Raw genomic sequence first — 12924 nt, forward strand, 5'->3', positions numbered from 1 at the left:
CGTACCGAGTTCCCTCCCCAGAGAACCGGTGCCCCCCAACGATTCCTCCCCGCGACCGAGGCTACCGGAACCGGGCGCGCGGGGTCGGCGGAATTTGCCGCATGGCGAATTCCCGCGTTTTATTAATAATTACCGCCGTTCGGCGCGGCCATTCGGCGGGCGACGCGTGGCCAGGTCGAGCGCGAGGTCCACCAGGTCCGTGCGGTCCAGGGTGGACACCTCGGCCAGCTCGATCCACGCGGCCATGTCGGTGGAGCCGTTCTCCTCGAACCGCAGCTCGCCACCGTCGATCCGGCCCGCGTAGACGACGCGCACGCCGTGCCAGTCCGTAGCCGCGCCGTTACGCTGCAATGCCTTCCGCAGGCCACGGGCGGGGAATGTGCGGCGGATCGAATCGATGCCGAGCAACGAATCGATGTGGACGGTGTAACCGGTCTCCTCGGTCACCTCGCGCATGGCGGCGTCCAACGGGTCCTCGCCGTGGTTGATACCGCCGCCGGGCAGTGTCCACTTCTTAGTACCGTCGCGCGCGACCCAGCGGGCGAGCAGCATCCGCTCCTCTTCCACACACACGACGTAGGCCGCGATCCTGGTGCTCTGTCTCATGCCGCACTCGCGCGGTCCGGTAAAGCCATCACCCGACGAACCTAACCCACTCCGGTGCGTCATTCCGAGCACGTTTCGGCGTCTTCCTGCCCTTGTCCTAGGCTGGTGACCCGTGTCGACCCAGCCGATGATCGCGCCCAGCATCCTGTCCGCCGACTTCGCCCGGCTCGCCGACGAGCTCACCGCCGTCGCGGGCGCGGACTGGGTGCACGTGGACGTGATGGACGCCCACTTCGTGCCCAACCTGACCCTGGGCCTGCCGGTGGTGCGGTCGCTGCTCAAGGCCACCGACATCCCGCTCGACTGCCACCTGATGATCTCCGACCCGGACCGCTGGGCGGTCGGCTACGCGGAGGCGGGCGCGCACAACGTCACGGTGCACGTGGAGGCCGCCACCGACCCGGTCAAGATCGCCCGTGACCTGCGCGCCGCGGGTGCCAAGGCGGGGCTGTCGATCAAGCCGGGGACGCCGCTTGAGCCGTATGTCGAGGTGCTCAAGGAGTACGACACGCTGCTGGTGATGTCGGTGGAGCCGGGGTTCGGCGGGCAGGGCTTCATCGCCGAGGTGCTGGACAAGGTCCGCACGGCGCGGAACCTGGTCGACACCGGGCACCTGCGGCTGCTCGTGGAGATCGACGGCGGGATCAACGCCGACACGATCGACCAGGCGGCGGAGGCCGGTGTGGACTGCTTCGTCGCAGGCTCGGCGGTGTACGGGGCGGCGGATCCGGCCAGGGCGGTGGCCGCGCTGCGCGACCAGGCCCGCAACGCCAACCACCGCTTCGCCTGACCGAACCCGGACACTGTCCCGCGGTCCGGGCGGACGGTCGGCACACGTCCGATCATCACAGTCCATTGTGGAGTGTCGGGTTCCGGCCGGTGCGGCTCGCCCCGGCGCCGGACTGTCGGGTGGGGCTGCCAGACTGGGCGGGTGGAGGACAGCCTGGCCGCGGCGATGCGGTCCGCGGTGGCGTTGGCCGAAGGGGTTCGGGGCACCACCAGTCCCAATCCGCCGGTCGGGTGCGTCGTACTGGACGCCGACGGCGTGCTCGTCGGCCGTGGCGCCACCCAGCCGCCGGGCGGCCCGCACGCCGAGGTGATGGCGCTGGCCGACGCGGGCGAACGGGCGCGCGGCGGCACCGCCGTAGTCACGCTGGAACCCTGCGCGCACCACGGCCGCACCCCACCCTGCACCGACGCGCTGCGGGCGGCCGGGATCGTCCGGGTCGTGCACGCGGTGTCCGATCCGAACCCGGTGGCCGCCGGGGGTGCCGAGGTGCTCGCCGGCGCGGGAATCGACGTCGCGAGCGGATTGCTGGCCGACGAGGTGGCGCGCGGGCCACTGCGCGCCTGGCTGCACCACGTCCGGTGTGACCGGCCACACGTGACCTGGAAGTACGCCGCCAGTCTGGACGGCCGGGTGGCCGCAGCCGACGGGACCAGTCGGTGGATCAGCTCCGCGAACTCCCGCGCGGAGGTGCACGAGCTGCGCGGAAAGGCCGACGCGATCGTGGTGGGGCGCGGTACCGTGCTCGCCGACGACCCGGCCCTGACCGCGCGCGCCGCGGACGGAACAGCGGCGGCCCGTCAACCGTTGCGGGTAGTCGTGGGACGCGGAGACCTGCCCGAGGGGGCGAGGGTGCTGGACGACAGCGCCGAGACGTTGCGGGTCCGGACGCACGACCCGGCCGAGGTGCTGGCCGTGCTGCGCGCCCGCGGCGTGGTCGACGTGCTGTTGGAAGGGGGCCCCACGCTCGCGGGCGCGTTCGCCGCGGCGGGGCTGGTCGACCGGGTGCTCGCCTACGTGGCGCCGACCCTCCTCGGGGCCGGTCCTGTGGCGTTGGGCGCATCCGGCGTGTCGACCATCACCGCGGCCCACCGGCTGGTGGTCGAGGGGGTCACCATGAGCGGACCGGATGTGCGGATCTCCGCCGTCCCGGCGCGGAACTAGGGAGGAAACCACCGGTGTTCACCGGGATCGTGGAAGAACGCGGCGAGGTCGTCGCGGTGCGTGATCTCGCCGACGCCGCGCGCGTCACCATCGCCGCGCCGCTGGTCACCAGCGACGCCGGGCACGGCGACTCGATCGCGGTCAACGGCGTCTGCCTGACCGTGGTCGAGCTGGCCGACGGCACCTTCACCGCCGACGTGATGCGCGAGACGCTGACCCGCTCCAGCCTGGCCGGGATCGCCGCAGGCGACCCGGTCAACCTCGAACGCGCCGCCGCGGTGGGCGGCCGCCTCGGTGGGCACATCGTGCAGGGGCACGTGGACGGCACCGGGGTCGTGCTGTCCCGCGACCCCTCCGAGCACTGGGACGTGGTCCGCTTCGGCCTGCCAGCCGAGCTGGCCAGGTACGTGGTGGAGAAGGGCTCGATCACCGTCGACGGGGTGTCGCTGACCGTCGTCGAAGTCGGCCGGGACTGGTTCACCGTCAGTCTCATCCCGGAGACGCTGCGCGCCACCACGCTGGGCGTGCGGCAGCCGGGGGAGAAGGTGAACCTGGAGGTGGACGTGGTCGCCAAGTACGTGGAGAAGCTGGTCGGACCGCACCTGGCGGCCGGGAAGGAGACCGCGGGTGAGTGACGTCGACACTGGTGCCGCAGCCATCGAGAGAGCCATCGCCGACATCGCCGATGGCAAGGCGGTCGTCGTGGTGGACGACGAGGACCGCGAGAACGAGGGCGACCTCATCTTCGCCGCCGAGAAGTGCACGCCGGAGCTGCTGGCGTTCATGGTGCGCTACACCTCCGGCTACATCTGCGTGCCGCTGACCGAGGCCGACTGCCTCCGGCTCGATCTGCCGCCGATGTTCCACACCAACCAGGACGCGCGCGGCACCGCCTACACGGTCACCGTGGACGCGGCCGAGGGCGTGAGCACCGGTATCTCCGCCGCCGACCGCGCGCACACGATCCGGATGCTCGCCGACGAGGACTCCACGGCCAAGGACTTCAACCGCCCCGGGCACGTGGTCCCGCTGCGCGCCAAGGAGGGCGGCGTGCTGCGCCGACCCGGGCACACCGAGGCCGCCATCGACCTGGCCAGGATGGCCGGGCTGCGGCCCGCGGGCGTGCTCTGCGAGATCGTCTCGCAGAAGGACGAGGGCGACATGGCCCGCTACGACGAGCTGAAGGTGTTCGCCGCCGAGCACGACCTGACGATCATCACCATCGCCGACCTGATCGCCTACCGGCGGCGCACCGAGCAGCAGGTGGCCAAGGTCGCCGAGGCGCGCATCCCGACCGCGCACGGCGTGTTCCGCGCGGTCGGCTACGACAGCCTGCTGGACGGCATCGAGCACGTGGCGCTGGTCTACGGTGACCTCGGCGACGGCCGGGACGTGCTGGTCCGGGTGCACTCCGAGTGCCTCACCGGCGACGTGTTCGGCTCGCTGCGCTGCGACTGCGGCCCGCAGCTGGACGCCGCGCTGGAGGCGGTGGCCGCCGAGGGCCGCGGCATCGTGCTCTACATGCGCGGCCACGAGGGCCGCGGCATCGGCCTGCTGCACAAGCTGCAGGCCTACCAGCTGCAGGACGACGGCGCCGACACCGTCGACGCCAACCTGGCGCTTGGCGTGCCCGCCGACGCCCGCGACTACGGCACCGGCGCGCAGATCCTGGTCGACCTCGGCGTGCAGTCGATGCGGCTGCTGACCAACAATCCGGCCAAGCGGGTCGGCCTGGAGGGCTACGGGCTGACCGTGGTCGACCGGGTGCCGCTGTCGGTGTGGCCGAATCCGGAGAACCTGCGCTACCTGCGCACCAAGCGCGACCGGATGGGCCACGACCTGGGCAACCTGGAGCAGTACGAGGTCGGCGCGGTGGCCGCGGGCACCGAGGAGGGCGACGCGTGAGCGGGACGGGCAGGCCGGGCACCTCCGTGCCGCGCTGCGAGGGCATCCGGCTGGGCATCGCGGCCACCCGGTGGCACGGCAAGATCACCGAGCAGCTGCTGGACCGGGCGCTCGCCGCGGCCGTGGAGGCCGGGGTCGAGGAGCCGACCGTGGTGCACGTGCCGGGCGCGGTCGAGCTGCCGGTGGTCTGCCAGGAGCTGGCCAAGCACCACGACGCCGTGGTGGCGCTCGGCGTGGTCGTGCGCGGCGGCACCCCGCACTTCGAGTACGTGTGCGACGCGGTCACCGCGGGCCTGACCAGGGTGGCGCTGGACGAGGGCACCCCGGTGGGCAACGGCGTGCTCACCGTGAACTCCGACGAGCAGGCGCTGGACCGGGCCGGGCTGCCGGAGTCGGTCGAGGACAAGGGCTACGAGGCGTGCGCGGCCGCGTTGGAGACCGCGCTCGTGCTGCGCGGCCTGCGCCAGCCGTGGACCGAACGGGACTTCCAGTGAACGCCCGCACCGCCGCCGCCCGGGTGACCGCCCGGCCGCGCCGGGTCCGGCTCGTCTCCGGCGCGTTCGCGGTGGTGTTCGTCGCGGTGTTCTCCGTGGTGGCGGTGCTGCTGCGGGGCAGCGACACGGGCGCGGTGTTCCAGGTGTCCGACCAGGTCGCCATGGTCGGCATCGGCGTACTGCTGGCCTGCGGCGTGCTGTGGCTGACCTGGCCCAAGGTGAGCGCGGACGAGGGCGGGGTGACCGTGCGCAACCTGCTCGGCGGCACCCGCTACCCGTGGGCGTCGGTCGAGCGGATCAGCTTCCCGGATGGCGCCGCCTGGGCCCGGCTGGAGCTGCCGGACGACGAGTACGTGCCGATCATGGCCGTGCAGGCGGTGGACGGCCCGCGCGCGGTCTCCGCCATCCGCGACCTCCGCGCCCTGCACGCCGCCGCCACCCGCCCGGGTGATACCGACCAGGACAGCGGGGCGGTGTAGGTCCGTTTCGGAGGCTGATGCCTTCTGTTCGATGCGGCCGCCGGTATCGGGGCAGGCAGTGACGGTGCCAGGTCGGGGACCGTGCCGGGTGGGGATGAGGGGGCAGGCGGCGGGAGAGAGTGGATTCTGTGTATGGGCTGTGAGTGTCCGGTCTGCTTGAACCCGCTGGCAGGCGATCACGTAGCCCCCGGTGTATCCCTGAACTGATACCCGAGGAGGCAACGGCGTGACAGTGGAGCCCACCACCCAGTCCACCGCGCAATTCCCAGCCGAGCCAGGCCCGGCGGGACGCAGCAGGCGGCAGGTCCTGTGCGGACTCATGGTCGCTTTGGTCGCCCCGGGCGTGCTCGCCGCGTGCGGGTCGTCCGACACCGACAAACCGGCCACGACCACCACGACCGGCGGTTCGGGCAGTACCGGCGGTTCCGGTGCCACGACGGGGGGCTCGTCAGGTGGCACCAGCGGGGCGTTGAGCACGGTCTCGGCCATCCCGGACGGCGGCGGCGTGCTCGTGGCGGGCCCGTCCGGCAACCAGATCCTGCTGGTCCGCTCGGGCAGCACGGTCACCGGCTTCGACCCGAGCTGCCCGCACCAGGGCGCCACGGTCGACCCGCCGAAGAGCGGCGTGATCACCTGCCCCCGGCACGGCAGCACCTTCAACGCGTCGACCGGGGCGCGCACCGGCGGCCCGGCCCAGACCGGCCTCAAGACGGTGAACGTCAAGGTCCAGGGCGACAACGTCGTGCTCGCCTGAGTCCTGCTCGCCTGAGTTGGCCCGGCCGAGCGGACCCCGGTCCGACTGCGGCCGTTCGGGTTATGGATTCACCGGATCGGTGGTGGTTGAGTCAAGGTCAACCGCCACCGATCCGGGAGGCCGCCATGCCGTCCAGGACGTCCCGACGCGTAGTGGGCCTGGCCCTCGGCGCGTTATCCGCCATCGCGCTCGCCCTCCCCGCCGCCGCGGCCCCCGCCGACGACCGGCCCACCGCCGTCGTCTCGCTCGGCGACAGCGCCATCTCCGGTGAGGGCGCGGGCGACTACGAACCCGGCACCCGCGGCGAGAACGGCGACTGGTGCCACCGGTCGGCCAACGCGCTCATCCACCGGACGCACGTCGCGCAGCGCACGATCAACCTCGCCTGTTCCGGCGCGGACGCATCCAACGTGTCCCTAGCCGACACCACCCACTACACCGAGGGCTCGCAGGCCCGCAGGCTCATCGACGTCGCCCGCGCCAACCGGGTCACCGCCGTCGTGCTCCAGATCGGTGCCAACGACGACCCCCAGTTCGCGAACACCGTCCTGGACTGCATCAAACGCTGGTTCAACCCGTTCGGTTCCGGCTGCGCGAGCGACCTGCGCAGGCAGTGGCCGCAGCGGCTGACCGCGATGGCACCCAAGGTGGAGGCGGCGGTCGCCGACGTGCGCTCGGCCATGCGCCAGGCGGGGTACGCCGACGGGGACTACCGGTTCGTGATCACCTCCTACGCCTCGCCGGTGACCGAGAAGATGGACCCGATCCAGCACGGTCCGCAGGGCTGTCCGCTGCGCCTGCCCGACGCCGCCTACGGCCGCACCGAGGCCGTGCCCCAGTTCGCCGACGCCTTCCGCGGCATCGCCGCCCGTGCCGGACTGTCCTACTTGGACTTCTCGCGCGCCACCGAGGGCCACGAGGCGTGCAGCGGCGGCGGGAGCACCGCGAGCGAGTGGCAGAACCGGGTCACCGTCGACCCGTACGCCTGGGTGTTCGGCGGGCTGGACGCGTTCGGCATCCACATGGCACAGCAGTCCTTCCACCCGAACGCCCGCGGCCACGCCCAGCTCGGCCGCTGCGTCACCGAGTTCCTGACCGGCTCGGCGACCTCCGCGCGCTGCCTGGTCGGCGCCGACGGGAACCTGCACGCCGTGTCCTGAGCTGATCTGTCCCGAGCCGTGCCGACGGCGCGGGTCCGGGGGGTGGCGGAGCCCGGTGGGCGGGGTTGTCGGTGGGCGGCCGTAGGGTTGTCCACGTGGCCGACCCGTCCACCTACCGACCCTCTCCCGGCACCATCCCGGACGCGCCTGGCGTGTACAAGTTCCGCGATCCTGGTGGCCGGGTCATCTACGTCGGCAAGGCGAAGAGCCTGCGCTCCAGGCTGAACTCGTACTTCGCCGACATCTCCTCGCTGCACCCGCGCACCAGGCAGATGGTGACCACCGCGGGCGGCGTCGAGTGGACCGTGGTGTCCACCGAGGTCGAGGCGCTGCAGCTGGAGTACAACTGGATCAAGGAGTTCGACCCGAGGTTCAACGTCCGCTACCGGGACGACAAGTCCTACCCGGTCCTCGCCGCCACCATGCACGAGGACTACCCGCGGCTGCACGTCTACCGCGGTCCGCGCCGGAAGGGCGTGCGCTACTTCGGCCCGTACGCGCACGCCTGGGCCATCCGCGAGACGCTCGACCTGCTGCTGCGCGTGTTCCCGGCGCGCACCTGCTCCAAGGGCGTGTTCCAGCGGCACGGCCAGATGGGCCGCCCCTGCCTGCTCGGCTACATCGGCAAGTGCTCGGCGCCGTGCGTCGGCCGGGTCAGCGCGGACGAGCACCTGGCCATCGTCGAGGACTTCTGCGACTTCCTCTCCGGCAAGACCGACGCCATGGTGCGTCGGTTGGAGAAGGAGATGGCCGCCGCCTCCGAGGACCTGGAGTTCGAGCGGGCCGCCCGGCTGCGCGACGACATCGGGGCACTGCGCCGGGCGATGGAGAAGCAGGCGGTGGTGCTCGGCGACGGCACCGATGCGGACGTCGTCGCCTTCGCCTTCGACGAGCTGGAAGCCGCCGTCCAGGTCTTCCACGTGCGCGGCGGGCGGGTTCGCGGCCAGCGCGGATGGGTGATCGACCGCATCGAGGACGGCACGGTCGAGGAAGGACAGAGCCCGGTGGCCGGGCTGGTCGACCGCTTCCTCAGCCAGTTCTACGGCGACCAGGCCACCTTCGACGCCGAGCCGGACGGATCGACCGGGTCGGGCGGATCGGATGGTGGCACCGGCACGTCCGCGCCGGACGCGGAGACCTCGCCGGTGCCGCGCGAGGTGCTGGTGCCCGAGCTGCCCGACGACGCCGACGCGGTGGCCGTCTGGCTGGGCGGGCTGCGCGGCGGCAAGGTGGCGCTGCGGGTGCCCCAGCGCGGCGACAAGCGGGCGCTGATGGAGACCGTGGAGCGCAACGCCAAGGAGGCGTTCACCCAGCACAAGCTGCGCCGCGCGGGCGATCTCACGGCCCGCTCGGCCGCACTCCAGGAACTGCAGGACGCGCTCGGGCTGGACACCGCGCCGCTGCGCATCGAGTGCGTCGACATCAGCCACAACCAGGGTGCCGACGTGGTCGCCTCATTGGTGGTGTTCGAGGACGGGCTGGCGCGCAAGTCCGAGTACCGCCGGTTCGCGCTGCGCGAGGCCGCCACCGAGGGCGACGTGGCCTCGATCGCCGAGGTGGTGCGGCGCCGGTTCGCCAAGTACGCGGGGGAGTCCGGCGGCCAGGACCCCCGGCCGGGCATCGACCCGGACACCGGCAGGCCCAAGCGCTTCGCCTACCCGCCCAACCTGCTCGTGGTCGACGGCGCGGGCCCGCAGGCCAATGCCGCCGCGGACGTGCTGGCCGATCTCGGCGTCACCGACGTGGCCGTGGTCGGGCTGGCCAAGCGGCTGGAGGAGGTCTGGCTGCCCGCCGACCCGGACCCGGCGATCCTGCCGCGCACCAGCGAGGCGCTGTACCTGTTGCAGCGGGTGCGCGACGAGGCGCACCGGTTCGCCATCGCCTACCACCGGCAGAAGCGGTCCAAGAGCCTGATCACCTCGGTGCTCGACGACGTGCCCGGTCTCGGCCAGACCCGCAAGGCCGTGCTCATCAAGCACTTCGGCTCGCTGAAGCGGCTGCGCGCGGCGGGCGTCGAGGAAATCGCGACCGTGCCCGGCATCGGCCCGGCCACCGCGCGGGCCGTGCACGCCGCGCTGTCCGGGGCGGCCCAGGCACCCCGCGCGGCGGCCGGACCGGACGCCCCCGAGAATCCAGGCGACACCGACGACGCCACTCGGACCGACAGCACTACCGATAGCGCAGGCGAGGCGGACAGCGTCACGGAAACCGATAGCGCCACCGACATCGACAGCGCTGCCGGCAAAGACAACACGGACAGCACGGTCGATACCGACACGACGCGCCTGCCGGGGCCGGGCAGTACGGACAACGCGGGCAGCGCGGACAACGCCGCCGCACCGGCAGGCACCGCAAGCACAGCGAACGCGGAGGAACCGCAGCAGTGAACACCGAACAGGGCGGACCCGGCATCGAGGTCGCCGTCGTCACCGGACTCTCCGGCGCGGGCCGCAGCACCGCCGCCAAGTGCCTGGAGGACCTCGGCTGGTTCGTGGTGGACAACCTGCCGCCCGAGCTGATCTCCACCATGGTCGAGCTGGGCTCCCGGGCCCGCGGCGCGATCACCAAGGTCGCGGTGGTGATGGACGTGCGCAGCCGGGCCTTCACCGAGGACCTGTCGTCGATCATCAAGGACCTGGACGCGCGCGGCTACCGGCCCAGGGTGCTGTTCCTGGAGGCCACCACGGACGTGCTGGTGCGCCGGTTCGAGCACGTCCGGCGCGGCCACCCGATGCAGGGCGAGGGCAGGCTGATCGACGGCATCGGCGCCGAGCGTGACCTGCTGCGCCCGCTGCGCGAGGAGGCCGACCTGATCCTGGACACCTCCACGCTGTCCGTGCACCAGCTGCGCGCCAAGATCGAGGACGCGTTCGGCTCGGACGCGGCCGCCGCCACCCGGGTCACCGTGCTGTCCTTCGGCTACAAGTACGGCCTGCCGATGGACGCCGACCTGGTGATGGACGTGCGGTTCCTGCCCAACCCGTTCTGGATCCCGGAGCTGAAGGACCAGACCGGCCGGGACACCGACGTGCGCAACTACGTGCTCAGCCAGGAGGGCGCGGACGAGTTCCTGGACCGCTACCACGAGCTGCTGCGGCTGATCGGCGCCGGTTACCGGCGCGAGGGCAAGCGGTACCTGACGCTGGCGGTCGGCTGCACCGGCGGCAAGCACCGCAGCGTGGCCATCTCCGAGGAGCTGTCCCGCAGGCTCGCCGACGAGGACGGGCTGGCGGTCAAGGTCGTGCACCGCGACCTGGGGCGCGAGTGAGCGAACCCGAACCCGTACCGGTCAAGGCGGTCGCGCTCGGCGGCGGCCGCGGCCTGTTCGTCACGCTCAGCGCGCTGCGGCTGATCACCCCGGACGTCACCGCCGTGGTCACCGTGGCCGACGACGGCGGCTCCTCCGGCAGGCTGCGCCGCGAGCTCGGTCTGCTGCCGCCCGGCGACCTGCGCAAGGCATTGACCGCGCTCGCGGGCCCGGACGGCCCGTGGCGCGAGGTGTTCGAGCACCGGTTCGGCGGCACCGGCGCGCTTGCCGGGCACGCGGTCGGCAACCTGGTGCTGGCCGGGCTGCTGGAGGTGCTCGGCGACCCGGTCGAGGTGCTGGCCGAGGCGGCCCGGCTGCTCGGCGTCACCGGCCGGGTGCTGCCGATGTCCACCGAGCCGCTGGACATCGAGGCCGACGTGACCGGCCTGGAGGAGGACCCGACCACGGTCCGCCGCATCCGCGGCCAGGTCGCCGTGGCCACGACTCCGGGGCACGTGCAACGGATCCGCCTGCATGGCGCGGGCCGCCCGGCCGTCCGACGGCTCGAACCGCCCACGGCCTGCCCGCAGGCAGTGGACGCGGTGCTGGGCGCGGACGTCGTGCTGCTCGGCCCCGGCTCCTGGTTCACCAGCGTGCTGCCGCACCTGTTGGTCCCCGAACTGCACGAGGCACTCGTGGCGACGGCCGCCGCCAGGGTCGTGGTGCTCAATCTCGTCCCCCAACCGGGCGAAACCGAGGGGTTCTCGCCGGAGCGCCACCTCGACGTACTCTGCGAGCACGCACCCCGGCTGCGGGTCGACGCGGTCATCGCCGACGCCGACTCGGTGCCCACCCCGGACCGGCTCCGACGTGCGGCGTCGGCGCTGGGCGCGGACATGTGGCTGGACTCGGTCGGGTCGGCGCGGCGGCCGGGCAGGCACGACCCGGCGGCACTGGCGGCCGCCCTGCGCCGGGCGATCACCTCGGTGAGGGGACGCTGAAGCCGCGCGGCCGACGTGATGGGATGTACCCCGCCCGCACCGGACGGGATCGACCCGCCCGCACCACCCGGGCCGGGAGAGGAGGACCCTGTGGCGATGACCGCCGCCGTGAAGGACGAGCTGAGCAGGCTGGCCGTGTCCAAGACCTGTTGCCGTCGCGCCGAGGTGTCCTCGCTGCTGCGCTTCGCGGGCGGGCTGCACATCGTCGCGGGCCGGGTCGTGGTGGAGGCCGAGCTGGATACCGGCTCGGCGGCGCGCAGGCTGCGCAAGGAGATCCACGAGCTGTACGGGCACCACGCGGACGTGCACGTGATCACCTCCGGCGGGCTGCGCAAGGGCACCAGGTACGTGGTGCGCGTGGTCAAGGACGGCGACGGCCTGGCCAGGCAGACCGGCCTGCTCGACCCGCGCGGCCGCCCGGTGCGCGGGCTGCCCGCGCCGGTGGTGTCCGGCGGGGTGTGCGACGCCGAGGCCGCCTGGCGCGGCGCGTTCCTGGCGCACGGCTCGCTCACCGAGCCCGGCCGCTCGTCCTCGCTGGAGATCACCTGCCCCGGACCGGAGGCCGCGCTGGCCATCGTCGGCGCCGCCCGGCGGATGGGCATCCAGGCCAAGTCCCGCGAGGTGCGCGGCGCCGACCGGGTGGTGGTCCGCGACGGTGACGCCATCGGCGCGCTGCTGACCCGCCTTGGCGCGCACGCCAGCGTGCTCAACTGGGAGGAACGGCGGATGCGGCGCGAGGTCCGCGCCACCGCCAACCGGCTGGCCAACTTCGACGACGCGAACCTGCGCCGCTCCGCGCGCGCCGCGGTGGCCGCGGCCGCCCGGGTGCAGCGGGCGATGGAGATACTCGGCCCGGACGCGCCAGAGCACCTGACCGCGGCGGGGGAGCTGCGGCTGAAGAACAAGCAGGCCTCGCTGGAGGAGCTGGGCCAGCTGTCGGACCCGCCGATGACCAAGGACGCGGTCGCGGGCCGCATCCGCAGACTCCTGGCCATGGCCGACAAACGCGCCAAGGACATGGGCCTGCCCGACACCGAATCCGCCGTCACCCCGGACATGCTCGAAGCGGATGCGTGATCCGGCTCCTCGGGATATCGCGAGGTCCCGGTAGCGCGGGCGATATCGCGAATGGTCCTCGCGTCTCTTGGTGATCGTTGGCGAATAACCCACCAAACAGTCGTTGTGATCTGGGTCTCTCCACGTATCTGCGGCGCCGCGGGCCGCTCTTCTCTGGTGAAAGCGCGGGATGCCGCTTGGGGGAGGGGCATCCCGTGAAGGGGGGATCGAGGGGGTGACGGAGTGGAGTCCGCCCGGCGTGGGGGCTGGC

The 12924-nt window shown here is 72.6% G+C and carries 13 protein-coding genes; 12 read left to right on the top strand and 1 reads right to left on the bottom strand.

Annotation, left to right across the window (positions count from 1 at the left end; translation table 11 throughout):
* Positions 1 to 129 precede the first annotated feature (129 nt).
* Positions 130 to 606, bottom strand: a complete 477-nt coding sequence (locus C503_RS0130845; RefSeq protein ID WP_018686093.1) for an NUDIX hydrolase — start codon at positions 604 to 606, stop codon at positions 130 to 132.
* 127 nt (positions 607 to 733) lie between these two features.
* Between C503_RS0130845 and rpe the strand changes: the two genes are divergently transcribed.
* The 12 genes from rpe to whiA all read left to right on the top strand — a co-directional run bounded on the left by rpe (position 734) and on the right by whiA (position 12674).
* Positions 734 to 1396: a ribulose-phosphate 3-epimerase gene (rpe, locus tag C503_RS0130850; RefSeq protein ID WP_211222494.1), complete on the top strand. Its 663-nt coding sequence runs from the start codon at positions 734 to 736 to the stop codon at positions 1394 to 1396.
* 165 nt (positions 1397 to 1561) lie between these two features.
* The gene (gene ribD, locus C503_RS0130855; protein WP_051114981.1) at positions 1562 to 2557 is read left to right on the top strand and encodes a bifunctional diaminohydroxyphosphoribosylaminopyrimidine deaminase/5-amino-6-(5-phosphoribosylamino)uracil reductase RibD; all 996 of its coding nucleotides are present in this window, start codon (positions 1562 to 1564) and stop codon (positions 2555 to 2557) included.
* A 14-nt stretch (positions 2558 to 2571) separates the two neighbouring features.
* Positions 2572 to 3192: a riboflavin synthase gene (locus C503_RS0130860; RefSeq protein ID WP_018686096.1), complete on the top strand. Its 621-nt coding sequence runs from the start codon at positions 2572 to 2574 to the stop codon at positions 3190 to 3192.
* Positions 3185 to 4462 carry a bifunctional 3,4-dihydroxy-2-butanone-4-phosphate synthase/GTP cyclohydrolase II gene (locus C503_RS0130865; RefSeq protein ID WP_018686097.1) on the top strand — a complete coding sequence of 426 codons (1278 nt, stop codon included), beginning with the start codon at positions 3185 to 3187 and terminating at the stop codon, positions 4460 to 4462. Before C503_RS0130860 ends, C503_RS0130865 begins: the two co-directional genes overlap by 8 nt.
* Positions 4459 to 4956 carry a 6,7-dimethyl-8-ribityllumazine synthase gene (gene ribH, locus C503_RS0130870; RefSeq protein ID WP_018686098.1) on the top strand — a complete coding sequence of 166 codons (498 nt, stop codon included), beginning with the start codon at positions 4459 to 4461 and terminating at the stop codon, positions 4954 to 4956. The genes C503_RS0130865 and ribH overlap by 4 nt, the downstream gene beginning before the upstream one ends.
* Positions 4953 to 5435 (top strand): PH domain-containing protein, encoded by a 483-nt coding sequence (locus tag C503_RS0130875; protein ID WP_018686099.1) that lies wholly within the window; start codon positions 4953 to 4955, stop codon positions 5433 to 5435. The genes ribH and C503_RS0130875 overlap by 4 nt, the downstream gene beginning before the upstream one ends.
* A gap of 226 nt (positions 5436 to 5661) precedes the next feature.
* Entirely contained in the window at positions 5662 to 6189 is a 528-nt protein-coding gene (locus C503_RS0130880; protein ID WP_245572626.1) for a Rieske (2Fe-2S) protein, read from the top strand.
* 125 nt (positions 6190 to 6314) lie between these two features.
* On the top strand, positions 6315 to 7349 hold the full coding sequence (locus C503_RS0130885; RefSeq protein ID WP_033401231.1) for a GDSL-type esterase/lipase family protein: 1035 nt from the start codon (positions 6315 to 6317) through the stop codon (positions 7347 to 7349).
* Positions 7350 to 7444: 95 nt separating this feature from the next.
* A complete protein-coding gene (gene uvrC, locus C503_RS41475) occupies positions 7445 to 9736 on the top strand; it encodes an excinuclease ABC subunit UvrC (protein WP_018686102.1) in 2292 nt (763 codons plus the stop codon).
* On the top strand, positions 9733 to 10617 hold the full coding sequence (gene rapZ / locus C503_RS0130895) for an RNase adapter RapZ (protein WP_018686103.1): 885 nt from the start codon (positions 9733 to 9735) through the stop codon (positions 10615 to 10617). The genes uvrC and rapZ overlap by 4 nt, the downstream gene beginning before the upstream one ends.
* Positions 10614 to 11597: a gluconeogenesis factor YvcK family protein gene (locus C503_RS0130900; protein WP_018686104.1), complete on the top strand. Its 984-nt coding sequence runs from the start codon at positions 10614 to 10616 to the stop codon at positions 11595 to 11597. The genes rapZ and C503_RS0130900 overlap by 4 nt, the downstream gene beginning before the upstream one ends.
* Before the next feature lie 90 nt (positions 11598 to 11687).
* A complete protein-coding gene (gene whiA, locus C503_RS0130905) occupies positions 11688 to 12674 on the top strand; it encodes a DNA-binding protein WhiA (RefSeq protein WP_018686105.1) in 987 nt (328 codons plus the stop codon).
* Positions 12675 to 12924: the final 250 nt, after the last annotated feature.

The sequence above is a fragment of the Actinokineospora enzanensis DSM 44649 genome (assembly GCF_000374445.1).
Taxonomy (GTDB): domain Bacteria; phylum Actinomycetota; class Actinomycetes; order Mycobacteriales; family Pseudonocardiaceae; genus Actinokineospora; species Actinokineospora enzanensis.